Origin of the sequence: Hymenobacter lutimineralis (assembly GCF_008271285.1) — a bacterium.
In the GTDB taxonomy this organism is placed as follows: Bacteria; Bacteroidota; Bacteroidia; order Cytophagales; family Hymenobacteraceae; genus Hymenobacter; species Hymenobacter lutimineralis.
Genome location: NZ_VTHL01000023.1, coordinates 1 through 24,998, shown reverse-complemented (window position 1 = coordinate 24,998; position 24,998 = coordinate 1). Strand labels below are relative to the sequence as shown.

The window sequence follows — 24,998 nt, the reverse complement described above, 5'->3', positions numbered from 1 at the left end:
GCCCCGCCTCCGGGGTAATTTCTTCTGATTATTTTCCTTAAGCGTATGCGTACTTTTCATTGGATACCCGGCTGGTGCCGGTTGGCCTTCCTGCTATTATTGCTGGTTGGCGTGCGGCCTGTCTTGGCGCTGCAGGGCCTCACCGGCGTACACGACCCTTCCACCATCATCAAGGAAGGCAACACGTACTGGACCTTCGCTACGGGCGATGGTATCTACAGCCTCTATTCCACCGATCTGGTGAACTGGCAGCCGGGGCCCCGAGCGGTGTTCCCCAACAAAGCTTACCCAGGGTGGATCAACGGCAAAGTGCCCGGTTTTCAAGGGACCTTCTGGGCGCCGGATTGCATTTACATGAACGGCAAGTACTATTTGTACTACTCCTGCTCCACGTTCGGCTCTAGCGTGTCGGCCATTGGCCTGGTTACTAACGTGACGCTCGACCCGACCAGCCCCAACTACAAATGGGTTGATCAGGGCGAGGTAATTTCGACCAACGCGGGCAGCAACGTGAATGCCATTGACCCCGCATTGTTTAAAGACAGCGACGGGAAAGTGTGGTTTAGCTACGGCTCCTACTGGAGCGGGCTGCGCGTGCTGGAGTTGGACCCCTCCACCGGCAAACCCATCAACGGCTCCTCCACCACGCAGTTTTCGGTGGTAAACGGCGACCCCGAAGCCGCCTTCCTGACCAAGCACGGCAACTATTACTATATATTCTTCAACCGGGGAGCCTGCTGCCGGGGAGTAAGTAGCACGTATGTCATTCTGGTGGGCCGCTCTACGTCGCCTACCGGCCCGTTTCTGGATCAGAACGGCGTTAACCTCAATCAGAATGGCGGCACTACGGTGCTGGCTTCGTCGGGGCGCTACGTGGGGCCGGGCCACGCGGGGCTGCTGGAGGAAAACGGCGTAACGTATTTCTCCCACCATTACTATGATTCTTACGACAATGGGGCGCCTAAGCTGGGGCTGGCCCAGCTCACTTGGAGTGCCACTGGCTGGCCCAGCGTGAGTCGCAACTGGGTGACCCCGGGCCGCTATTCCATCAAGAACCAATCCAGCGCATTGGTATGGAATACCCTGAACTGCTCCGGGGAAGCCGGGAAGGCTGTGGAGCAAAATGTGGCCTCCGGCCTGAACTGCCAACTTTGGGACCTAACGGCTCTGGGCAACGGCGACTATAAAATCACCAGTGCCCAGGGGGGGCTGACGGCCGGGGTGGCTAACTGTGCCGAAGAAGCCGGGGCCCTTCTACAATTAGACGCGTATAAAACACAGGGGTGCCAGCAGTTTCACCTGGACCGGGCGGCCGACGGAACGTTTGTGTGGTCGGCTCTGAACGGCAACCGCGTGATTGGCGTGCCGGGGGGCGCTTCTACTGCCGGCACCCAGCTGGCCCTGGCCAACTACACCGGAGCGGCCGCGCAGCGGTGGGTGGTAGCCACCCCGGATGTAAGTACCGCCTCCAAAGCCGGTCAGAAACTACCGGGCGTGAGCATCTTCCCGGTGCCGGCGGCCCGCACGGGCTTTACTCTGGAGCTAGGAGAGCTGTGCGCCTCTACGGCCGTGACAGTAGAACTATTCAATCTGCAAGGGCAGGCTGTAGTGCGGCAAACGCTGGAGCGCCCGCAGGCCCGGCAGCAGGTGGCTACGTCCCTGGCGCCCGGCTTGTATCTGGTGCGGGTGCGGCAGGGAGTGCGCCAGTTTTCGCAAACCCTGGTGGTGCACTAAGACTTCCGTAGTAAAGTAGGGCAGGAGAGGGGGAGCGGAGCCGCTCTGGGGCTGCAAATCCAAGCGGCGGGTGAGCAAGTGGCCAGGGGAATTTCCTCTGGCCACTTGCATAACTATGCATTTTGAAAACCGGAAAAGAGCAGCAGAGGAAGAAAAAAAGCGGATAAAAAAAACACAAACGATTGTGTAAACCAATTATAATTTATACTTTGGTTGCCAGATTCAGCCCCCAGCCCGGCGCTTGCCGGCCCAACCAGAAAAGGGGATGACTTCCCGGTTGCCCAGCCGACCTCCCACGCATCTAACTCCCACCTGACTGTTCCCGTAATGGTACGTTCTTCCTCTTTTGGGCTGCTGGTAGGCGGCTTGGCTACGCTGCTGGCCGCTACCGCCTGTGAGCAGCAAAAGCCGGCTGGCTCAGCTGCCGAAACCACCGCTACCTCCTCCGATTCCACCCAAACCGCTGCTGCCGCTGTGCCTGCTTCCGCTTCTTTTGGCAAAACCACCGACGGCACCGAGGTGCAGCTCTTCACGCTTACCAATGCCCACGGCCTGAAGGCGACCATTACCAACTTTGGTGGTACGCTCACCAGTCTGCTGGTGCCTGACAAAGATGGCAAGCTCGGCGACGTGGTGCTGGGGTTCGACGACGTAAGCGGCTACCAGAGCCCGGCTTTCCGCAAGTCGAATCCCTACTTCGGGGCCCTGATCGGGCGCTACGGCAACCGCATCAAAGCCGGAAAATTCACCCTCGACGGCAAGGAATACACGCTGGCCAAAAACAACGGGGCCAACACCCTGCACGGGGGCAACAAGGGCTTCGACCAGGTAATCTGGCAGGCCGAGCCCGGTTCTTCGGCCGAGGGCCAAACGCTCAAGCTCACCTACCTGAGCAAGGACGGCGAGGAGGGCTACCCCGGCAATCTACAGGTGACGGTCGTGTACACGCTCACCAATGACGACGCGCTGAAAATCGACTACTCGGCCACCACCGACAAGGCCACACCCGTCAACCTCACCAACCACGCCTACTTCAACCTCAACCACGGCGCTGGTAAGGATATTCTGGGCCACGAGGTGACCCTGCCCGCCGACCGCTACACCGTAGTAGACGCCGGCCTGATTCCGACCGGGGAGTTGCGCCCGGTGAAAGGCACGCCCTTCGACTTTACCACGCCCCACGCCATTGGGGAGCGAATTGCCCAGGTGCCCGGCGGCTATGACCACAACTGGGTGCTCAACCAAACCAGCGGCCTGCACGCCGCAGCTACGGTGTATGAGCCCGCCACCGGCCGCACCATGACGGTAACCACCACCGAGCCCGGCATCCAGTTCTACACCGGCAACTTCCTTGATGGCACGCTCACCGGCAAGGGGGGCACTGTGTACGGCAAGCACGCGGGCTTCTGCCTGGAAACCCAGCACTTCCCCGATTCGCCCAACCAGCCCAAGTTCCCGAACACCATACTCAAGCCCGGCGACACGCTCAAGTCCTCCACCAGCTACCAGTTTGGCATTCGGAAATAGGGGGAAATGAGTTTAACACCTCATCTGCGCCAGAAACACTGGTGCTGCACTTGGTAGGTCAACCTCGCCTTTTCATTAGCACACTAGCACATTCCCGCACATTAGCACATTCATTTCTCCCGTGGAAAACTCTCAAACTGCCACGCCGGGCGCCGACGCCTACGTAATTGGCGTCGACTATGGCACTGATTCCGTGCGGGCGCTGCTGGTCAATGCCCGCACCGGCGCCGAGGTGGCGCAGGCCGTGCACTACTACGCCCGCTGGAAAAAGCTGCAGTACTGCAACCCCGCCCGCAACCAGTTCCGCCAGCACCCGCTCGACTACATCGAAGGGCTGGAAGCCAGCATCCGCCGCGTAGCCCAGCACGTGCCCGCCGAGCAGATTGTGGGCATAGCCGTGGATACCACCGGCTCCACGCCCGGCGCGGTGGACGAGCACGGCGTTTCCCTGGCTCTCAAGCCCGGCTTCGAGGACAACCCCAACGCCATGTTCGTGCTCTGGAAAGACCACACGGCCCTGGATGAAGCCGCCGAAATCAACCACAAAGCCCGCACCTGGGGCGGCGAGGACTACACCAAATTTGAGGGCGGCATTTACTCCTCCGAGTGGTTTTGGGCCAAGATCATGCACGTGACGCGCGAAGACGCCGCCGTAGCCCAGGCCGCGCACTCCTGGATGGAACATTGCGACTGGGTAACGCTGCTTCTCACTGGCCAGGACCTGGCTACGTTTAAGCGCAGCCGCTGCGCCGCCGGCCACAAAGCCATGTGGCACGAGAGCTGGGGCGGCCTGCCCTCCGCGCAGTTTCTGAACTACCTCGAACCTTCTTTGGGTGAATTGCGCAATCGATTGTTCGAAGAAACCTATACGGCCGACGAAATTGCCGGTCATCTTTCGGAGGAATGGGCGGCCCGTTTGGGCCTGACAACCAACACGGTAGTAGCTGTGGGTTCCTTCGATGCCCACGCCGGTGCGGTGGCGGGCGAAATCGAAGCCTATTCCATGGTGAAGGTGATGGGCACCAGCACCTGCGACATTGTGGTGGCTCCAACCGCCGAAGTCGGCAGCAAGCTGGTGCAGGGCATCTGTGGGCAGGTGGATGGCTCCGTAATTCCCGGCATGCTGGGCCTGGAAGCCGGGCAGTCGGCCTTTGGTGATTTGCTGGCCTGGTTCCGGCAGCTGGTGGAGTGGCCCCTGCAGGCCTTGCTACCGCAGTCGGGCACGCTCACCACCGAGCAGCAGGAGGCCCTGCGCGAAGAGCTGAGCGACAAGCTGCTGGTGGAGCTGACCAAGGCCGCCGCCACGGTAGACCCCGCTGAGTCGCAGGTGCTGGCGCTGGACTGGGTGAACGGCCGCCGCACGCCCGACGCCAACCAGGCCCTGAAAGGCGCTTTGGTGAACCTAACCATGGGTACTTCGGCTCCGCAGATTTTCCGGGCGCTGGTAGAGGCCATCTGCTACGGCTCCAAGATGATTGTGGAGCGCTTCGAGCAGGAAGGCATTCCCATCAAGCAGGTTATCGGCATCGGGGGCGTGGCGAAGAAGTCGCAGTTCGTGATGCAGACCCTGGCCGACGTGCTCAACCGTCCCATCAAGATTGCCAAGTCGGAGCAGGCGCCGGCCCTGGGCTCGGCCATGTACGCGGCCGTGGCCGCCGGCATCCACGCCGATGTACTGACGGCGCAGAAAACTATGGGCAGCGGCTTTGCCGAAACCTATGAGCCTAACCCCGCCCGCGTGGCCGACTACCAGGCCCGCTACGAGCAGTACCAGGCCTTAGGCCAGTTCGTGGAAAGCCAGACCAAGCGCGAAGCTTCCGTGGTTGAACCTTCTTTAGCCGAGCAAACCGCATGAGCCAGTACCAGGACCTGAAACAGGCGTGCTACGAAGCCAACATGCAGCTGCCCAAACTCGGGCTGGTGCTGTTCACCTTCGGCAACGCCAGCGTGGTAGACCGCGACAAGGGCGTATTTGCCATCAAGCCCAGCGGCGTACCCTACGATACGCTGCGGCCCGAGGACATCGTGATTGTGGACTTCGACGCCAACACCGTGGAAGGCTCCGGCCGGCCCTCGTCGGATACCAAAACCCACGCGGTGCTGTTCCGGCACTGGCCCGAAATTGGGGGCATTGTGCACACGCACTCCACCTACGCTACCGCCTGGGCCCAGGCTCAACTGGATATTCCCATCCTGGGCACTACCCACGCCGACCACCTCACGGCCGACGTGCCCTGCGCCCCGCCCATGGATGATGCCATGATTGCCGGCAACTACGAGCACCAGACCGGCTGGCAGATCATCAACGAGTTTGAAAAGCGCGGCCTCTCGCCCAGGGAAGTGGAGATGGTACTGCTCAGCAACCACGCGCCCTTTACCTGGGGCAAAACGGTGGAAAAAGCGGTGTACAACAGCGCCGTGCTGGAAGAAGTAGCCCGCATGGCCTACCTCAGCTGCACCCTCCGCCCCGATGTGCCCCGCCTCAAGCAAGCCCTCATCCAAAAGCACTACGAGCGCAAGCACGGCGCCAACTCCTACTACGGCCAGCGCTAAACGCTCAATGAACGTGTCATGCTGAGCTTGTCGAAGCATCTCTACCGCTTCGTTTTCACGATTGAGTTAGTCAGAGGTAGAGATGCTTCGACTCCGCTCAGCAGGACCAAACATTCCCACGATACTTCATCCCGACCATGATTGACCTTTCCCACTACGAAGCCTGGTTTATCACCGGCAGCCAGCACCTCTACGGCCCCGAAACTCTGGAGCAGGTGGCCCAGCATTCCCAGCAGATTGCCGAAGCCCTAGGCTCGGCCCTGCCCATCAAGATTGTGTACAAGCCGGTACTAACTGGCCCGGATGGCATTACCAAGCTGGTGCAGGAAGCTAATACCACCCCGGGCTGCGTGGGCCTGATTGCCTGGATGCACACCTTCTCGCCGGCCAAAATGTGGATCAACGGCCTGAAGATTCTGCAGAAGCCGCTGGCTCACCTGCACACCCAGTTCAACCGCGACATTCCGTGGGCCGACATCGACATGGACTTCATGAACACCAACCAATCGGCGCACGGCGACCGGGAGTTTGGCTTCATTGGAGCCCGCCTGAAGGTGAAGCGCAAAGTGGTGGTAGGCCACTGGCAGAGCGCCGACGTGCAGGAGCGCCTTAGCATCTGGGCCCGCGCCGCCTGCGCCTGGGCCGACTGGCAGGGCGCCCGCATCGTGCGCTTCGGCGACAACATGCGCTACGTGGCCGTGACTGAGGGCGACAAAGTAGAAGCCGAGCTGAAATTTGGCTACTCGGTGAACACCTACGGCATCGGCGACCTGGTAGCGGTGATTAACGCCGCCACCGACGAGCAGGTAAACGAGCTGCTGGCTACTTATGAGCAGGAATACGAGTTGGGCGACTCCCTCAAAGAAGGCGGCGACCAGCGCGAAAGTCTGCGCGAGGCAGCCCGCATTGAAGTGGGCATGCGCAAGTTCCTGCAGGATACCGGTGCCATCGGCTTCACGGATACTTTCGAGGATTTGCACGGCATGGCTCAGTTGCCCGGCATTGCCACCCAGCGCCTGATGGCGGAGGGCTACGGCTTCGGCGGGGAGGGCGACTGGAAAACCTCGGCCTTGGTGCGGGCTATGAAGGTGATGGGCGCGGGCCTGCCCGGCGGCAATTCCTTCATGGAAGACTACACCTACCACTTCCAGCCCGGCAACGAGCTGGTGCTGGGCTCCCATATGCTCGAAATCTGCCCCAGCATTGCCGAAGGCAAAGCCAAGGTAGAAGTGCATCCGCTGGGCATTGGCGGCAAGGCCGACCCGGCCCGCCTGGTGTTCAACTGCCCCGCCGGCCCGGCCCTAAATGCTACCATCGTGGACCTGGGTCACCGGTTCCGGCTGGTGGTGAATGAGGTGGAAGCCGTAGCGCCCGAGCAGGATCTGCCCAAGCTGCCCGTGGCCCGCGTGCTCTGGAAAGTGAAGCCCGACCTGAGCACCGGCGCGGCGGCCTGGATTCTGGCGGGCGGCGCCCACCACACCGGCTACAGCCAGAACCTGACGGCCGAGTACCTCGAAGACTTTGCCGAAATGGCGGGCATCGAGTACGTCATCATCGACGACGAAACCAAGCTGCGCACCTTCAAAAACGAGCTGCGCTACAACGACGTGGCCTTCAGCCAGCGGTAGGGGCAGCAGCAGTAATTGCGGGGCCGGGCTGCGGGCCGGCTCTGCAATTACTGGCGGCAGCATAGCCCGCAGCAAACGTGTGCGGCCTATCTTCCGGCTCTCAACCTCTATCCTTTTTCACCTCTCCTCATGAGCAATAACCTTACGACGCTAGACCTGCTCGTCTTCTTCGTGTACCTGATCGGGGTTTCGGCCTACGGGTTCTACATCTACAAGAGCAAGCAGAAGGCCGAGCAAAGCACCAAAGACTACTTCCTGGCCGAAGGCTCCCTGACGTGGTGGGCCATTGGCGCCTCCATGATTGCCTCCAACATCTCGGCCGAGCAGTTCATCGGCATGTCGGGCTCCGGCTTCAAAGTAGGGGTGGCGGTAGCGGCCTACGAGTGGGTAGCGGCCGTGGTGCTCATCATCGTGGCCGTGTTCTTTATGCCGGTGTACCTGAAGAACAAGATCTTCACGATGCCGCAGTTTCTGGAGCAGCGCTACAACTCCACGCTCAGCTTGATCATGAGCATTTTCTGGCTGTTCCTGTACGTGCTGGTTAACCTCACCTCCATTCTGTACCTGGGCGCCCTGGCGCTTAGCAACCTCATTGGCGGCGACTCTTTCCACACCATCATCATCCTGCTGGCCATTTTCTCCCTGCTCATTTCCATTGGCGGCATGAAGGTGGTCGGCTACACCGACGTGGTGCAGGTGGTAGTGCTGGTGGTAGGTGGCCTCGTCACGACTTACATTGCTCTGAGTTTGGTAAGCACCAAGTTCGGCCTCGGCGGCGGCGCTTTCTCGGGCTTCACGGCCCTTATGGAAAAGGCCCCCGACCACTTCCACATGATTTTCCCCAAGCCCACCGATGCCACCCCGCAGCCGGAGGTAGATAAGTACTTGGCCCTGCCCGGCATTGCTATGTACCTGGCCGGCCAGTGGATTGTGAACCTCAACTACTGGGGCTGCAACCAGTACATTACCCAGCGCGCCCTGGGTGCCGACCTGCACACGGCCCGCACCGGCATCCTGTTCGCTGGTATTCTCAAGCTGATGATGCCCGTGATTGTGATGCTGCCCGGCATTGCCGCCTACGTGCTCTACAAGAACGGTAGCCTGCAGGCCGAAATGGCCTCCACCGGTTCCTTCAACTCCGACAATGCCTACTCCGCCATTCTTTCCTTCCTGCCCAACGGCCTGAAAGGCTTGTCGATGGCCGCCCTCACGGCCGCCATTGTGGCTTCGCTGGCCGGTAAGGTAAACTCCATTTCCACCATCTTCACCCTCGACATCTACAAGCGCTACTTGGCCCCAGAGGCTTCGGAGAAAAAGCAGGTGTGGGTAGGCCGCCTCACCATTCTGGCGGCGGTAGTTCTGAGCGTGGCCTTCACCTGGAAGGACTTGCTGGGCATCGGCGGCGAAGGCGGGTTCCAGTTCATTCAGAAGTACACGGGCTTTATCTCGCCCGGTATTCTGGCGGTGTTCCTGCTGGGCATGTTCTGGAAGCGCACCACGGCTACGGCCGGCATCGTGGGCATCCTGGCGGGCTTTGCGCTGTCGGTGTTCTTTAACGAGTACGCTCCCGCCGTGCTGGGCCGCGAAACCCTGCTGTACACGGCCTTCCCCAATGGTAAGGGCGAGTTTGAAATTCCCTTCCTCATCTGCATGGGCCTATCCTTCGCCATCACCATGGTGCTGATGATTGGTACCAGCCTCGCTGGCCCGGCTATCAATGCCAAGGCCATTGACCTCAACCCTGGTATGTTCCGCGTGAGCCGGCAGACGATGACACTCATTGTCATTACCATGCTGATGCTCATGGCGCTCTACGTCAAATTCTGGTAACTCCTTCTTCTAATGCTTCCACTTCCCACCTTTCGCGTACGCTTGTTGGCCGCTGGCCTCACGGGGCTGAGCTGGCTGCCCGCCGCTGCCCAAACCGCTGCTCCCACCACCATCACGGTGCAGGTAAACAAGCCCGGCGGGGCCGTGTCGAAAAACATGTATGGCCTGTTTTTCGAGGACATCAACTTCGCCGCCGACGGTGGGCTGTACCCCGAGCTCGTCAAAAACAAGTCGTTTGAAACCGATGAGCACTTGGTAGGGTGGAAGGCCCTGCGCGGGGGCGCCGGCCTCGAAACCTACGCCGTACTCACCCAGCAGCCCATTAGCGCTACCAACCGCCACTTTGTGCGGCTGAACGCCCGCGTGGCCGGGCCCGATGCGGGCATGGTGAACGAAGGCTTCCGCGGCATGGGTGTGAAGCAGAATGCCGAGTACACGTTCTCGCTCTACGCCCGCAAAGGCCCCGGCAGCGTGAACAGCCTGACGGTGACGCTGGAAAGCGAGAAAGGCCAGCCCCTGGCCCAGGCCCAGGTTTCGGGCCTGACGAGTGAGTGGAAGAAGTATTCCTTGCCCATTAAGCCCTCGGCCACCGACGCCAAAGCCCACCTGAAGATTACGCTGGACGGCGCCGGCACCGTGGACGTGGACGTGGTTTCCCTGTTTCCGAAAGACACCTGGAATAACCGCCCCAACGGCCTGCGCCCCGACCTGGTGCAGCTGCTGAAAGACATGCAGCCCGGTTTTCTGCGCTTTCCCGGCGGCTGCATTGTGGAGGGCCGCACCCTGGCCGAGCGGTACCAGTGGAAGAAAACCATTGGCGACGTGGCTTCCCGGGAGCCACTCATCAACCGCTGGAACATGGAGTTCAAGCACCGCTCCACGCCCGACTACTACCAATCCTTCGGCCTGGGCTTCTTCGAGTATTTTCAGCTCTCGGAAGACATTGGGGCCGAGCCCCTGCCCATCCTGAACGTGGGCATGGCCTGTCAGTTCAACTCGGCTGAGCTGGCCCCAATGAGCAGCACCGCCGGCGGCCCCAACGCCGGCAACGACCCCAACACCGGCGACCCGACCCTGGATACGTTCATTCAGGATGCCATTGATCTGATTGAGTTTGCCAATGGCCCAGCCAGCAGTCCCTGGGGCGCTAAGCGCGTAGCCATGGGCCACCCAGCCCCATTTAACCTCAAGATGATTGGCATCGGCAACGAGCAGTGGGGCCCCCAGTACCTGGAGCGCTATGAGCCGTTTGCCAAGGCCGTGAAGGCCAAGTACCCCAACATCCAGATCGTGAGCAGCGCCGGCCCGAGCCCCGACGGGGAGCTGTTCGACAAGGCTAGCAAGCGCCTGGGCGAGCTGAACGCCGAGTACGTGGATGAGCACTACTACGCCAAGCCCGAGTGGTTCCGGGAGCACGCCGACCGTTACGACAAGTACTCCCGCAAAGGCCCCAAGATTTTTGCCGGCGAGTACGCGGCGCAAAGCGTGGCTATCGGCTCGCCCGACAACAAAAACAGCTGGGACTGCGCCCTCTCCGAAGCTGCCTTCATGACGGGCCTGGAGCGCAACGCCGACGTGGTAGGCATGGCTTCCTATGCGCCCATGCTGGCCCACGTAGATGCTTGGCAGTGGACGCCCAACATGATCTGGTTCGACAACCTGAACTCCTACGGCACCACCAACTACTACGTACAGAAGCTGTACGCCCTGAACAAAGGCACTACTATTCTGCCCGTGCAGCTGCCCGGCAATGCCAAAAACGGCCAGGATAACCTATTCGTGAGTGCCGTGGCCGACAACGGCACCGGCGAAGTGGTGGTGAAGCTGGTGAACTACTCACCCGAAGCTCGCACGGTGAAAGTAAATTTGGCCGGGGCCAAAAAGCTGGGCAAAACCGGCAAAGCCACTGTCCTGGCCAGCCCCGACCTGCAGGCCCAAAATACCCTGGAGCAGCCTACAAATGTGGCCCCCAAAGAGTCGGAGTTCAAGGTGTCATCGGCTATCTTTGATTACACGCTGGCACCCAACTCGTTCACGGTGCTGCGGGTAGCGGGGAAAAAGTAAATCTGCGCTACCGGTTGGTAGCCAACTACGTACTGGTGGGAAAAAGAGTGAGTGCTGACCGTTGGGCAGCAAAACCAGAGGTAAGGGGCTGGTTTTGCAAGCTGTGCGCGGTCAGATACTCACTCTTTTATTTTGCCCTGCTGTGATAGTCTAGTCTTGGCTGCTTGCTCTTCATACGGCCTGCCGGAAACTGGTTTGCTTTGGTCAGCCTGATGGTAAGTAAAAGGGCCTGAGTAAGGCTAAGGCTGTATAGTCACAGAGTGAGCAGGGTGGGGTCTTAGGTGAAGATAGTAGGGTTCTTGTGCCACTGAGCACAGACAAATTCATGTGCCTGGCGCTGCCGTGGGGTAGTTACCCCCTAACGTTGTGCGAAATTTCAGACCGGTAAATACACCACAACATACTGAGACTATACAACTAGCATTGTAGAAAGCGAAGTTCTCTGTAAAGCTCAAGGCTCTGGTGACAGGAATGCGGTATTATTGAATATTCTTATCGTAGACCTGAGCTATGATATCTTCTTTTTCTGAATATGACAATAAGACTATTCCATCACTTGAAGAAGCGTAAAGTATTATATTATCTACTTCTTTTACTGTTTTCCACGCACGTGGCTCAAGCCACGCACATCGTAGGCGGAGAAATGGACCTGCGCCATACCGTTTTTAACTACTATGAGCTCACGCTCAACCTGTACTTTGACGACATCAACGGCAGCCCCGATGCGTATGATTATGGGCTGACAGCGGCAATCTATGCCAAACGGACCAATAAGATTGTCCAACGTGTCATTCTACCTCGTACTCAGGACACCTTTGTCGCCTACACCAATCCAGCCTGCGAAGCCTCCTCGCTGCGTACGCGCCACCTTGTCTATAATGCCCAAGTAGAGCTAACGGAAACATACTACGCAGACCCCGCCGGGTATTACGTGGTGGTGGAGCGCTGCTGCCGCAATGGGACCATCAACAACATTGAGGAACCCGGCAACGCTGGCCAGACCTTTTACCTGGAGTTTCCGGCTATTGTGCGCGACGGGGAGCCGTTCTATAACTCCTCGCCCCACGTGTTTCCGCCCCTGAGCGACTACGCCTGCAAAGGAGAGTTGTTCTACTATGACTTTGCTGGCACCGACCCCGACGGCGACTCCCTGGTTTACGAAATGGCCACGCCCCTTAATGGCCATGCTACCTATGACGACCCCATTCCGCAACTACCGGGCCCGGCGCCGTACTCCCTCATTCGCTGGCTGCCCGGCTTCAGCACTGAGCAGCAGATTCCCGGCAACCCGGCCCTGAACATCGACCGGCAGACGGGCCGCCTGCAGGTGCGCCCCTCCCAGCTCGGCCTGTTCGTTTTTAGCATTCGCTGCTCGGAGTACCGCGACGGAGTGAAAATCGGGGAAGTGCGCCGCGACTTTCAGCTCAAAGTCATCAGCTGCCCCGATAACCAGAAACCAAACCTGACAGCGCGCCTGCCCGGCCAAACCCGCGCCTACCAACCCGGCCGCGACACGCTACGTTTGGCGTTGGACCAGGACCGCTGCGTGCCCCTGCGCTTCACCGACCCCGACGCGGCCTCCCGTCTCACGCTCTCGCTGCACCCGGTCAACTTTACCGGAGGTCTACCGACCCTGACCTTGAAGCAAGGCACCGTGCGCACGACCGGCCAGCCCGATACCTTAGCCTCCCAGCTGTGCTTTGCCGAGTGCATCGACACGCAGGGGAAAGTCTACCTGCTGGATGTGGTGGTGGCCGACAACGGCTGCAGTCTGCCCAAGCGTGACACCGTCCGGATTGCCTTTATCGGCACGGGCCCGCCCAACGCTCCCCCCACGCTAACGACCACGGCTAAACAACCGCTGAAGGTGCGCGCCGGCACCTGGGTTACCTTTGACCTGCTAGCCACTGACCCTGACGGGGATGCTGTGACGCTCACCATGCGGGGCAAGGACTTTGGTGCTGACTGGCGTAAAGCTGAGCTAACCCAGACGCCGGGGAAGGGGCAAATAAAGGGTACCTTCCGCTGGCAGGTGCCCTGTCCTGAACGCTACTATAAAAAATACGCGTTTATCTTCGAGGCCACCACTACCTACTGCGACCGGCCGGAAACAGCCCGCGTCGAGGTGGTTATCGACATCGATGACAGCAATGTACCGCCGAAGGTGATGACTACGGCGCCCACCACCCGTCCGTTGGTGGTGCATCCGGGTCAACTGCTCTCATTTCAGGTAGTGGGCACGGATGCCGACCAGGATACGGTCGATTTGTGGGCAAACGTCAGGGGGTATCCTGCCAGCTCCTCCGCTGAATTGCTCTGGGAGCGGAAAGCAGGTCGAAGTGAAGGCACGTATAACTGGCAAGCCCCCTGCATCGAGCAAGATAGCGTCTTGTACCATGTGGGTTTTTACGCCAGCTCGCTCTTCTGCAACTACGCTCCCTATGATACAGTTAGCGTACCGGTGCTGGTCATCCGAAACAATGCGCCCCCGGTGCTGACGTCTACGGCGGGCCCGGCGCCATTGCGGGTTCGGCCCGGTCAGCTGCTTTCCTTCGATCTGCTGGCCGTTGACCCGGACAGCAACGCCGTTACGCTCACCTGGGCCGGTCAGGGCTTTTCGCCCGCCGACGTGGGGGCGCAGCTCACGCAGCAAGCCCATGGCGCGCAGCAGCAGGGCCGCTTTCGCTGGCAGGTGCCCTGCCCGGTGGCCGGCAAGTCCCGCTACGAATTCGAGTTCACGGCCACCGACGTGCCGTGCGGGGAGGTGAAAACGGCACATCTGCGTGTGCCTGTGCAGATTGAGGATACCAACAGTCCGCCCACCCTCTCTTCCTCCCTGTTTGCGGCAGCTCCGGCCCCTTTGCTGCTCCGGCAGCTGCCCGGCACCACGCTGGAAGCTACGCTCACGGGGCTGGACTTGGACCAGGACCCCCTCACACTCACCGCCCGCGGGGTAGGCTTCGACCTAGCCACAGCGGGTATGCACTTCACGGCCCAGAACGGAACCGGGCAAGCCGCGGGCACTTTCCGCTGGGACGCGCGCTGCACCGAGGAGTTCCCGGAAGGGTATGAGGTGGTCTTCGAGGTGCAGGAAGCCGGGTGTCAGCCGCAGCCGCGGCAGCAAACGGTACGCTTCGTGGTGGCGGACCCCGAACCGCAGGCGTTTGTGCCGCCCAACATCTTCACGCCCAACCACGATGGGCAGAATGAGGTGTTCACGCTGCCCATGCTGCCGGCCGATATCTGCGCCCAGCGCTTTGCCTCCATCAAAGTATTCAACCGCTGGGGCAAGCAGGTGTACGCCTCTACCGACCGAGGCTTCTCCTGGGACGGCGGAGGTTTGCCCGGTGGGGTGTATTTCTACCTGATTGACTTCGTCAATCGGCCCCAGTTCAAAGGATATGTGACCATTGCCTATTAACGCACACAGGCGTAGCCGTGGAAGCTGTACAGAATGGTGGCGGTGCTTGAGGGGCAGCGAAATACGCCCGATTTTTAATTATGCCGCATAAAAGGGATATCCAGACCTCGCATCGTGCCGGAGCTGCTTATCTTGCCGTATATGAAACCTCTACTACTGACCTTTCTGGTACCTATCGTTTTAGCGGGATGCACTTCCAAGGCCGATCCAACCCCCGACCCTTTCCTGGGGCAGTGGCAGGCCGACAGCGTAATTTTTGAGGAAGTGGATGCAAGCGGAAAGGTGTTGACCCCCAGTAAGAATAGCCCTCAATCGATGAAATTGAGGGTAACAGCTACCACTATGCAATTCAGCGCCGGCACGGGCAATAACTCAGTGACTGGAGCGCCCATCAGCTACACCCGAAAAGGAGAAGTACTTACGCTGAACACTACGGAAACACCGTGTTGCGGTCTGATCAAACGGACTTACGTGCGCTCGTTGACAGCGGACACGTTCACGTACGAAATCACGAACACAAGCCCCGACGGTAGCGTTTTCATTATTCGTCATCCTTACCACCGTTAGATGTGAACCGATAGTGGCATGAGATGCCGGCTATTTTCCCGCAGAGTAATCACTACCTGCAACTGTGAGGCAGTCACCCGTTCCAACGTTGGCACTTCGGCCGCTGTTAAGCAGATAGGAGTTGGTTTCATGCAACTAAGGTACTGTCTGGTTACTTTTGGCAGGTTACTTAGACAGTGGCAGTGTAGAGACGCCTGCCTGCTTCGTGCTATAAGGCGGCCAGTCGTTCAGCCCGCAGGCAGGCACCTCTCCATCGGCCAAAACGCAGGTGCGCTTACAACAAAAAAGGGCCGGTTCCCAGGAACCGGCCCTTTTATTTTCAGCTACCAGGCAGTAGCCAGTCAGTGGCTACTGCTGCACAATGCGGGTTTGCTGGATGTAGTTACCCTGGCTCACGCGCAGAATGTAGATACCGGCAGCCAGCGGCTGGCGGCTCAGGCTTACCGTGTTGTGGCCGGCCCGCAGAGTAGCTGGCTGGCGGAGCACTCTGTGGCCCAGTACATCCAGTAGCTCTACCTCGGCGGCTCCGCCCCGGGCCGTGGTCACTTTCACCGACAGGGCCTGGTGGCGGCCGAGGGGATTGGGGTATACCTCGGCGTTCAACTCGGCGGGGTTGGTTTTCCGGTTAGCCGTGGGGCTGGCAATCAGCGTGAACTGCCAGCGCTGGGCTTCAGCGAAGTCGGTGTCGTCCCAGAGGTTGACCCGGGCGCCCGGAACGTCACTGGCAAAGCCCACTTCCAACACCTGCGGCTTGGCGGCGTCTTTAGTTGCCTTCAGCATCAGCTCAAACAGGTCGTTGCCGGTGTTGGTAATCAGCCAGCGCTGGGCGTCGCTGTCGGAGGAAACGTTCTGCTCGATTTTGGTGCCGGCGGCCGTGGCCAATCCCACCGGCTGCACATACATGGTAGTGCCCATGTGGCGTATTTTGTAGGAGCCGTCGGTTTGCGCTTCCAGCACAAAGCGCTGGGCATCAAAGCCGTTGTCGACCCACTGCCCGATGCTGGCCCCGGCCTCTTTCGAGTCGAAGTCTACGTCGAGGCAGAGCGGCGATTTTGAGGTGGGGTCTACCTTGCCGAAGTGGGTGATTTTGTACGTGCCGCCGTCTACCAGCGTCTGGGCCTGGGCCAGCGTCCGGTGGCTTGCGCCCAGCAGGCTAAGCGTAGCCAGGGCACCAAGGAGTACAGATTTTTTCATGCGTTGAGGAGGTGAAAAAGTGAGAAGTGAGTTGTTAAGAAAAAAGTGAAGGCGACGGAAAAGAGCGACTCAAATACCTTTCACAAACGATTGTGGTAAGGCTGAAAAGGATGGGCTACTTGAGCCAGGTAACCAGGAAAGCGCGAAAAGGACGGCTGGGAAGGCTGCAAGCAGCAAAGCCGGACTGGGATAATCCGGCCGCCTACGTTTACCGCCACCAAGTCAGGAATGAGAGCCTAAAGTAAGAATTATATAAACACAATCGATTGTGAATCGAAAGAAAATTTATCAGCTTTGCTAACCATTCTTTCGGGAGGCAGCGCAAACGGGGAGGAGGGCAGACTGAGTGGCATACCTCTGATTTAGCCTCCGTCATGCTCATTATGTTTGGGGTGCTTCGCTGGGCCTGCCCATACGGCCCGGCTTTGGCAGGCTGAGGACCGAAGTTGCCGGATGAGTACACCGTTTTTACCACTTGCTAGCTAAGCCCTGGACCCGCCTATGCCCCAATTTCGGCACCTACTGACTACAGTGGCCGGCGCGCTGCTCATCACCGGCGCAATTCCCGCCGTGGCCCAGCGCGCCACCCCCAGTTTCCACCAGTGGGCCGCCACGCCGCCTATGGGCTGGAACAGCTGGGACTGCTACGGCCCCACCGTAACGGAAGCCGAGGTGAAGGCCAATGCCGACTACATGGCTCGCAACCTGAAAAGCAGCGGCTGGGAGTACGTGGTGGTAGATATCCGCTGGTACGTGGGCAACGACACCGCCCACGGCTATAACGAGAAAGACCCCGCCTGGAACATCGACCAGTATGGCCGCTTCGTGCCCGCGCCCAACCGCTTCCCGTCGGCAGCTGGCGGCCAGGGTTTCAAGCCCCTGGCCGATTATATGCACGCCAAGGGGCTGAAGTTCGGCATCCACATCATGCGGGGAGTGCCGGTGGTAGCGGTGCAGCGCAAGCTGCCCATCCTCGGCAGCAAAGCCACGGCCGCCGACATCTACACCAAAGAAGGGCAGGCCGGCTGGCTGCGGGATATGTACACGGTGGTGGCCGCCCGCCCCGGCGCGCAGGAGTACTATGACTCCCTGTTCAAGCTCTACGCCGGCTGGGGTGTCGATTTTGTGAAGGTAGACGACTTGTCTTCGCCCTATCACAAGGCGGAGGTGGAGATGATCCGGCGGGCCATTGATAAGTCGGGCCGCAAGATCGTGCTGAGTACTTCGCCGGGGGAAACGCCCATTGCCGAAGCCCGCCACGTGGCTGCTCACGCCAACATGTGGCGCACCGTGGGCGACTTCTGGGACTCCTGGGAGCAGCTGAAAGAGCACTTCGAGGTGTGCAACCGCTGGGCACCCTACATCGGGCCGGGCGCTTTTCCCGATGCCGATATGCTGCCGCTGGGCCGCCTGGGCATCCGGGCCGAGCGCGGCGACGACCGGATGACGCGCTTCAGCCGCGACGAGCAGTACACGCTGATGACTTTGTGGAGCATTTTCCGCTCCCCGCTCATGTTCGGCGGCGACCTGCCCAGCAACGACGCCTTTACCCTGCGCCTGCTCACCAACCCCGAAGTGCTAGCCGTGCACCGCAGCAGCACCCGCAACCGCCAGCTGTTCCGCCAGAACGACCTGATTGCCTGGACCGCCGACGACCCCAACACCGGCGACAAGTTCCTAGCTGTTTTCAATGCCCAAGACCAAGAACTGCTGCCCGAAACGGAGGCCGTGTGGGCCAGCGGCATGATTACGCGCCAGACGCCCGGCCACCGCCAGGAGTTAACGGCTGACCTTGGCGGGGCGCGCCAGCTCTACCTGAACGTGCGCGACGGGGGCGACGACATTGCCTGGGACCACGCCGACTGGCTGAACCTGACGCTTTCGGATGGGCAGAAAACCGTGGCGCTTTCCTCCCTGCCCTGGCAGAAGGCCACCGCCGGCTGGGGGCAGGTAGCGGCCAACAAAAGCGTTTCGGGCGGCGCACTGGTGGTAGGAGGGAAGACCTACGCCAGTGGCATTGGCACGCACGCCAACTCTATGATTACCTACGATCTGCCGGCCGGCTTCACCCGCCTCACCGGCGAAGTGGGCCTCGACCAGGCCGGGGCCGCGCAGAATACGGGTGGCACTGTGCGCTTTCTGGTGTTCACGAAAAACCCCTACCGGCCCATGCCGGCCGACTCCAGCCGCGTCGCCGTGGCCCTGGAGAGCCTGGGGCTGCAAGGCCCCTGCACCGTGCGCGACCTATGGACGGGCAAAAATCTCGGACCAGTAACAGGTGAATTCGCGCCTTACATCCGCCGCCACGGCGCGGGCTTCTACCGGATTTCGGCGGTGAAAAAGAACTAAGCGCGTGTTCAGGAATTTGAAAAGAACGTCATGCAGAGGCGGCGCCAAAGTATCTCGCTAGTGTGGTAGACCTCTTACTAATTACCATCCTAACGTCAGCACGCGAGATGCTTCGGCTTTGCCTCTGCATGACGGTTTCGGGGATTGAATTCTCGATACACCCAAACTCAGCACGCGCCCTGGCTCAAAAGCGGAAGCCCTTTTATCAAAAACGAACGATTTCTCTCCTCATGAAAAAATACGCTTTTCTGCCGCTGATTGCGGCGCTAGGGCTGCTGTCGGCCTGCGAGAAAGATAAGCCCGATGCCTTCGTGCCGCCGGTCGTGACGCCCGTTACCAACCGCAACCCCATCATCCGGGACAAGTACACGGCCGACCCGGCCGCGCTGGTGCACGATGGCAAAATGTACCTCTACACCGGCCACGACGAAACCCCGTTTCCGCAGGAAGGCTACCAGATGAAGGAGTGGCTGTGCTACTCCTCCCCGGATATGGTGACGTGGACCGAGCACCCCGTGCCGTTGCGCGTGACCGACTTCACCTGGGCCCGCGCCGATGCCTGGGCCTCGCAGGTGGTGGAGCGCAACGGCAAGTTCTACTGGTACGCCACCGTCGACCACCGCACAGTACCTGGCAAAGCCATTGGTGTGGCCGTGGCCGACAACCCGCTGGGGCCGTTTCGGGATGCTCGCGGCTCAGCCCTCATCACCAACGACATGACCACGAAGGTGAACAGCTTCTTCGATGACATCGACCCCACGGTTATTATCGACGACGCGGGGCAGGCCTATCTGTACTGGGGCAATACGGGCTGCTACTACGCCAAGCTCAAAGCCAACATGACGGAGCTGGACGGGCCCATCAACACCATTGTGCTGCCCAGCTACACCGAGGCGCCCTGGGTGCACAAGCGCGGCGACTGGTACTATCTCTCTTACGCCACCGAATTTCCGGAGAAGCTGGCCTATGCTATGAGCCGCAGCCCCGAAGGACCGTGGGAGTACAAGGGCATTCTGAACGAGCTGGCCGAGAACAGCAACACCAACCACCAGGCTATTCTCGACTTCAAGGGCAAGTCCTACTTCGTGTACCACAACGGCGCCAACGGCCCTGCCGGGGGCTCCTTCCGCCGGTCCGTGTGCGTGGATTACCTCTACTACAATGCCGACGGTACTATCCAGAAAGTCATTATGACCAAGGCGGGCGTGGCGCCGGCACCGTAGCCAGCGGGTTTTTGAGTTTCTCAACGGTCAGTAGCTAAGAAGTTGGCTTCCCAGGCATCTGTCATCCTGAGTGGAGCGAAGGACCTTATTACCCCAGAACACGTCGTTCAAACGTGATAAGGTCCTTCGCTCCACTCAGGATGACAGATGAATGATTACCGGTTTTTGACTTTTAATCCGCTTCGGCGGCACAACAACCTCTTTCCTCTGCTTTCTCCATGATAAACAAGCTTATTTCCTCCTTTCTGCTGACCAGCGCCGCGCTGCTACTGGCGGCCGGGCCGGTGGCGGCGCAGTCGTACGCGCCGGAGTGGCGTAATCCTAAAATCAAGGTGGAGCCGGTGGTGCCGGTGCGGGCCTATGCGTTTCCGCTGCGCGACGTGCGCCTGCTCGAAAGTCCGTTTAAGGCGGCGCAGGAGCGCGACGTGCGCTATCTGCTGGACCTGGAGCCCGACCGTCTGCTGGCCCGCTTCCGCCAGAACGCCGGGCTGCCGGCCAAGGGCAAGGAGTACGGGGGCTGGGAAAGCCAGGGCATTTCGGGCCACTCGCTGGGGCATTACCTGGCCGCCTGCGCGCTGGCGTACGCCTCCACGGGTGACGTGAAATTCAAGCAGCGTGTCGACTACATGGTGCAGGAGCTGGCGTTGTGCCAGGACAAGCGCCAGACCGGCTACGTGGGTGGCATCCCGAAGGAAGACCAGCTGTTTGCCGAAATCAAGCGGGGCGACATCCGCTCCAGCGGCTTCGACCTGAACGGCGGCTGGGTGCCCTGGTACACCGTGCATAAGGTGCTGGCCGGCCTGGTAGATGCGTACCTGTACACCGACAACGAGCAGGCCAAAACCGTGGCCATCAAGCTGGCCGACTGGGTAGATGATGAAGTGCGCAACCTCTCCGAAGCCCAGATGCAGCAGATGCTGGCCTGTGAGCACGGAGGCATGAACGACGCGCTGGCTAGCGTGTACGCCCTCACCGCCGACAAAAAGTACCTCACGCTTTCCTACCGCTTCAACCACCAGGCCATTCTCAGCCCCCTCGCTCAGCGCCGCGACGAGCTGACCGGCAAGCACGCCAACACCCAGATACCGAAGATTCTGGGAGCAGCCCAGCAGTACGAGCTGATGGGTAATACTGCCGAGAAAACGACGTCCGAGTTCTTCTGGGACGCCATTGTCCGGCACCGCTCCTACGCCAACGGCGGCAACAGCGACCATGAGCACCTGGGCGCGCCCGACAAGCTCGCTGACCGGCTGAACATGGAAACCACCGAAACCTGCAACACCTACAACATGCTTAAGCTGACCCGGCACCTGTTTGCCTGGCAGCCCACCGCCGCCCTCGCCGACTACTACGAGCGGGGCCTCTACAACCACATTCTGGCCTCCCAAAACCAGGAAACGGGCATGATGTGCTACTTCGTGCCGCTGGTGGCCGGGGGCAAGAAGGCCTACAACACCCCCACCGAGTCGTTTTGGTGCTGCACCGGCACGGGCATGGAAAACCACGTTAAGTACGGGGAAGGCATCTACTTCCGGGGCCAGGATGAAAGCCTCTACGTGAACCTGTACGTGCCCTCGGAGCTACAGTGGAAAGAGAAAAGCGTGACAATACGCCAAGATTCCCGCTTCCCGGCCGCCGACACCGTGCGCCTGACCGTGCAGACCCGCAAAGCCACCAGGTTCCCCCTAAAGCTGCGCCAGCCCGGCTGGGCCACGGGCGGCCTCAAGTTGCGTCTCAACGACAAAACAGTAGACGCTAAAGCCGGACCAGATGGCTACGTAACACTCAGCCGCAAGTGGCGCTCCGGCGACCAGGTGGAAATCGTGCTGCCCAAGAGCCTCTACACCGAAGCCTTGCCCGACAACCAGCAGCGCCTGGCTATGCTCTACGGCCCCTGGCTGCTGGCCGGTCAGCTCGGAAAGCAGGCCCCCAATGCGCAGAAAGGTGCCCCCGTGCTTGTCACGACCCAACCCACAATCAGCAGCTTTGTGCGGCCGGTTGACCAGCAGGCGGTGGCGTTTGAGGTTAGCCAGCTCAGTCAGCCCCAGCCCGTGCGGCTGGTGCCGTTCTATCAGGTGTATGACGAGCACTACAACGTGTACTGGGACCAGTTCACGCCTGCCCAGTGGGCTGCCCGCCAGGCCGAGTTTGAGGCCGAGCGGCTGCGCCAGCGGGAGCTGGCTGCCCGCACCACCGACGAGCTGCGCATCGGGGAAATGCAGCCGGAGCGCGACCATGAGCTCACCAGCCAGAACTCCGTGGCCGGCGACGCAAACGGCAACAAGTGGCGCCACGCCACCGACGGCGGCTTCTTCGCCTTCCGCCTGAAAACCGACCCCAAGGCCACCCACCAGCTTCTCATCAAATACTGGGGCAGCGACGCCTACAACCGCGCCTTCGACGTGCTGGTAGATGGCCAGAAAGTGGCCACGCAGGTGCTCGAAAACAACAAGCCCGGCCAGTACTTCGAGGAGGCCTACGCCTTGCCCGCCGCCCTCACCAAAGGCAAAACCAGCGTGGTGGTGAAGCTGCAGGCCCACCCCGGCAAAACCGCCGGCGGCGTCTACGGCTGCCGCATGGTCCGCGACAAGTAGGCCTTACCCTCAGCCCGTCATGCCGAGGCGTCACACATACTGGTGTTGTGAAAGTAACCGTCATGCTTCGGCTCCGCTCAGCATGACGGTCTGTTAAGCTGAAATACAAAAAAGCCCGCTAGAAATGGTTCCAGCGGGCTTTTTCTATAAAGCGGTGACGATTATTTAACTGGCTTCACGCCTTCCGAGGTCATGACCACCCGCTTCATCGTGCCATCCTTGTTGTAATACAGGTCGTCAATGCACACGGAGCGGCGGAAGGAGCCGCCATCGGTGTTGATGCCGCCGTTGTGGTAGATGAAGTAGGACTTGCCCTTGAAGTCGATGATGGCCTGGTGGTTAGTGTTGGAGTTGCCGGCCAGCTCATTTAGGATGCCCTTGTACTCCCACGGTCCTTCGATGCTGCGGCTCATGGCGTACACTATCTTCTCGGGAAAGCCCGAGGCGTAGGACAGGTAGTACCAGTCGCCGCGCTTGTGCACCCAGGGCGCCTCCGTAAAGTTCGGCAGCGTCACTTTCTGGATTGGGCCGTCCAGCTCCGTCATGTTGGGCTTGAGCTTAGCGTAGTAGCACTGGCTGTTGCCCCAGTACAAGTAGGCCTGCCCGTTTTTCTCGATGAACACCGTCGGGTCAATGTCGTCCCACCCGATCTTCACGTCCGTGGTCATGTCGTTCGTAATTAGGGCCGAGCCGCGGGCGTCCTTGAACGGCCCGAGCGGGTTGTCGGCCACGGCCACGCCAATGGCTTTGCCGGGAATGGAGTTGTGCTCCACGGCCGCGTACCAGTAGAACTTGCCATCACGCTCCACCACCTGCGAGGCCCAGGCATCGTCCCGCGCCCAGGCAAAGGCCTTCACGTTCAGCGGCGACGGATGCTCCTGCCAGCTCACCATGTCCTTCGACGAATACACCAGCCACTCGTGCATCACGTAGGCTTGCTGGGGGGCGGGGGCCTCGTCGTGGCCGGCGTAGAGGTACACCGTGCCGTTGTGGACCAGCGCGGCGGGGTCAGCCGTGTATTTCTGCTTGATGATGGGGTTGCCGCCGCTGGCGGGCGTAGCAGTGGCCGGGCTGGTTTGGGCTATGGCCGCGCAGCTAGGCAGCGTAAGGCCGAGCAGCCCCAAGAGCCCGAGGCGCAGCGGTTGCCGCAGTAGATTGGTAGACATCAGGTACTTCATCATAAATAGGGTGGGAGGCAGGAGGAAGCAGTGGGGTGATAAAACCGGACTAAACGGTTGGCGCGGCCGTGGCCGATTGCAGGGCCGCCTGGCGCTGCGCCTCTAAGGTGCTGAGCAGCTTAGCAAAGGGTTCGTTGAATTTCTGGGCGCCCTCGTCCTCGAGCTGCTGGCTCACCTGATTCAGGTCGATGCCCAGCTCGGCCAGCCGCTGGAGCACCTGCGCCGCCTGCTCGGTGCCTTCTTCCAGGCGGCTTTGCGGCTGCCCGCCCACGCGGTAGAGGTCCAGCGTTTCCACGGGAATGGTGTTCACCGTTTCAGGACCGATGAGGTGCTCTACGTATTTGAGGTTGTCGTACTTGGGGTTTTTGTTGCCCGTGCTGGCCCACAGCAGGCGCTGCACGGCCGCCCCCTGCGCCTGCAAAGCCTGCCAGCGCGACCCGCTGAAGATGCCTTTGTAAAGCTGGTAGGCCTGCTTGGCACTGGCCAGGGCCACCTCGCCCACCAAGGACTGGGCCAGCGCGCCCTGCTCGCCGCCCTGCTGGGCCAGTTGCTCGAGCTGCGGGTCCAGCAGCACATCGATGCGCGACAAGAAGAAGCTGGCCACCGAGTCGATGCGCGCGAGGGGCTGGCCCGCGGCAGCGCGGTCTTCCAGGCCCAGCAGGTAGGCCTCAGCCACGGCCTGATAGCGCTCCAGGCCGAAGATCAGCGTCACGTTCACGTTCACCCCGTGGGCAATGAGCTGGCGGATGGCGGGCAGGCCTTCGATGGTGGCGGGCACCTTGATCATCACGTTGGGCCGGGCCACGGCGTGCCAGAAGCGCAGGCCTTCGGCAACGGTGCCCTCGGTGTCGTGAATCAGCGTGGGGGAGACTTCCAGGCTCACGTAGCCGTCACCGCCGCTGTCGGGCTGATCGTAGAGCGGGCGCAGCAGGTCGCAGGCGTGCTGCACGTCCTGCACGGCGAGTTGTTCATAAATAGCCTCGGCCCCGAGCCCCTGCTGGGCCAGGGCCTGGATGGCCGCGTCGTAGTCAGCGCTGCCGCCGATGGCCTTCTCGAAGATGGCCGGGTTGGAAGTGACCCCGCGCAGGCCATCTTCCGTGAGCAGGCGCGCCAGCTCCCCGTTCACTAAAATGTTG

14 protein-coding genes are annotated in these 24,998 nt (G+C 60.6%); 11 read left to right on the top strand and 3 right to left on the bottom strand.

What is annotated here, in order from left to right; all coding sequences use genetic code 11:
• Positions 1–45: 45 nt before the first annotated feature.
• The 8 genes from FY528_RS17705 (at position 46) to FY528_RS17670 (ending at position 14,757) form a co-directional block, all read left to right on the top strand.
• Positions 46–1,734, top strand: a complete 1,689-nt coding sequence (locus FY528_RS17705) for a family 43 glycosylhydrolase (protein ID WP_149072361.1) — start codon at positions 46–48, stop codon at positions 1,732–1,734.
• A 327-nt stretch (positions 1,735–2,061) separates the two neighbouring features.
• Complete coding sequence (locus tag FY528_RS17700; protein ID WP_149072360.1) at positions 2,062–3,261, top strand: aldose epimerase family protein; 1,200 nt, start codon at positions 2,062–2,064, stop codon at positions 3,259–3,261.
• A 121-nt stretch (positions 3,262–3,382) separates the two neighbouring features.
• Positions 3,383–5,116, top strand: coding sequence for a ribulokinase (locus tag FY528_RS17695; protein WP_149072359.1), 1,734 nt, complete (start codon positions 3,383–3,385; stop codon positions 5,114–5,116).
• Positions 5,113–5,814: an L-ribulose-5-phosphate 4-epimerase gene (locus FY528_RS17690; RefSeq protein WP_149072358.1), complete on the top strand. Its 702-nt coding sequence runs from the start codon at positions 5,113–5,115 to the stop codon at positions 5,812–5,814. The genes FY528_RS17695 and FY528_RS17690 overlap by 4 nt, the downstream gene beginning before the upstream one ends.
• Positions 5,815–5,951: 137 nt before the next feature.
• A complete protein-coding gene (araA, locus tag FY528_RS17685) occupies positions 5,952–7,442 on the top strand; it encodes an L-arabinose isomerase (RefSeq protein ID WP_149072357.1) in 1,491 nt (496 codons plus the stop codon).
• A gap of 129 nt (positions 7,443–7,571) precedes the next feature.
• Positions 7,572–9,272 (top strand): sodium:solute symporter family transporter, encoded by a 1,701-nt coding sequence (locus FY528_RS17680; protein ID WP_149072356.1) that lies wholly within the window; start codon positions 7,572–7,574, stop codon positions 9,270–9,272.
• 12 nt (positions 9,273–9,284) lie between these two features.
• Positions 9,285–11,336, top strand: a complete 2,052-nt coding sequence (locus tag FY528_RS17675) for an alpha-L-arabinofuranosidase family protein (protein ID WP_149072355.1) — start codon at positions 9,285–9,287, stop codon at positions 11,334–11,336.
• Positions 11,337–11,946: 610 nt separating this feature from the next.
• On the top strand, positions 11,947–14,757 hold the full coding sequence (locus FY528_RS17670; protein WP_187632180.1) for a T9SS type B sorting domain-containing protein: 2,811 nt from the start codon (positions 11,947–11,949) through the stop codon (positions 14,755–14,757).
• 915 nt (positions 14,758–15,672) lie between these two features.
• Here FY528_RS17670 and FY528_RS17665 read toward each other — a convergent pair.
• Complete coding sequence (locus tag FY528_RS17665; protein ID WP_149072353.1) at positions 15,673–16,518, bottom strand: RICIN domain-containing protein; 846 nt, start codon at positions 16,516–16,518, stop codon at positions 15,673–15,675.
• A 501-nt stretch (positions 16,519–17,019) separates the two neighbouring features.
• On the opposite strand from FY528_RS17665, the gene FY528_RS21445 reads away from it, so the two are divergent.
• The 3 genes from FY528_RS21445 to FY528_RS17650 all read left to right on the top strand — a co-directional run bounded on the left by FY528_RS21445 (position 17,020) and on the right by FY528_RS17650 (position 22,684).
• On the top strand, positions 17,020–18,867 hold the full coding sequence (locus FY528_RS21445) for an NPCBM/NEW2 domain-containing protein (RefSeq protein WP_149072352.1): 1,848 nt from the start codon (positions 17,020–17,022) through the stop codon (positions 18,865–18,867).
• Between the two features lie 230 nt (positions 18,868–19,097).
• Positions 19,098–20,090 (top strand): glycoside hydrolase family 43 protein, encoded by a 993-nt coding sequence (locus FY528_RS17655; RefSeq protein WP_149072351.1) that lies wholly within the window; start codon positions 19,098–19,100, stop codon positions 20,088–20,090.
• Positions 20,091–20,308: 218 nt separating this feature from the next.
• A complete protein-coding gene (locus FY528_RS17650) occupies positions 20,309–22,684 on the top strand; it encodes a glycoside hydrolase family 127 protein (protein WP_149072350.1) in 2,376 nt (791 codons plus the stop codon).
• A gap of 161 nt (positions 22,685–22,845) precedes the next feature.
• On the opposite strand, the gene FY528_RS17645 is transcribed toward FY528_RS17650, so the two are convergent.
• Entirely contained in the window at positions 22,846–23,850 is a 1,005-nt protein-coding gene (locus FY528_RS17645) for a glycoside hydrolase family 43 protein (protein WP_149072412.1), read from the bottom strand.
• Between the two features lie 61 nt (positions 23,851–23,911).
• Positions 23,912–24,998 (bottom strand): transaldolase (tal, locus tag FY528_RS17640; RefSeq protein ID WP_149072349.1); only part of this gene is annotated, 1,087 nt, incomplete at its 5' end.

Bases quoted from the DNA above. Each gene is read 5' to 3' on its own strand.
- FY528_RS17705 (WP_149072361.1), top strand. From the start codon at position 46: ATGCGTACTTTTCATTGGATACCCGGCTGGTGCCGGTTGGCCTTCCTG.
- FY528_RS17665 (WP_149072353.1), bottom strand. From the start codon at position 16,518: ATGAAAAAATCTGTACTCCTTGGTGCCCTGGCTACGCTTAGCCTGCTG.
- FY528_RS17680 (WP_149072356.1), top strand. From the start codon at position 7,572: ATGAGCAATAACCTTACGACGCTAGACCTGCTCGTCTTCTTCGTGTAC.
- FY528_RS21445 (WP_149072352.1), top strand. From the start codon at position 17,020: ATGCCCCAATTTCGGCACCTACTGACTACAGTGGCCGGCGCGCTGCTC.
- FY528_RS17675 (WP_149072355.1), top strand. From the start codon at position 9,285: ATGCTTCCACTTCCCACCTTTCGCGTACGCTTGTTGGCCGCTGGCCTC.
- FY528_RS17650 (WP_149072350.1), top strand. From the start codon at position 20,309: ATGATAAACAAGCTTATTTCCTCCTTTCTGCTGACCAGCGCCGCGCTG.
- FY528_RS17655 (WP_149072351.1), top strand. From the start codon at position 19,098: ATGAAAAAATACGCTTTTCTGCCGCTGATTGCGGCGCTAGGGCTGCTG.
- FY528_RS17690 (WP_149072358.1), top strand. From the start codon at position 5,113: ATGAGCCAGTACCAGGACCTGAAACAGGCGTGCTACGAAGCCAACATG.
- FY528_RS17700 (WP_149072360.1), top strand. From the start codon at position 2,062: ATGGTACGTTCTTCCTCTTTTGGGCTGCTGGTAGGCGGCTTGGCTACG.
- FY528_RS17645 (WP_149072412.1), bottom strand. From the start codon at position 23,850: ATGTCTACCAATCTACTGCGGCAACCGCTGCGCCTCGGGCTCTTGGGG.
- araA (WP_149072357.1), top strand. From the start codon at position 5,952: ATGATTGACCTTTCCCACTACGAAGCCTGGTTTATCACCGGCAGCCAG.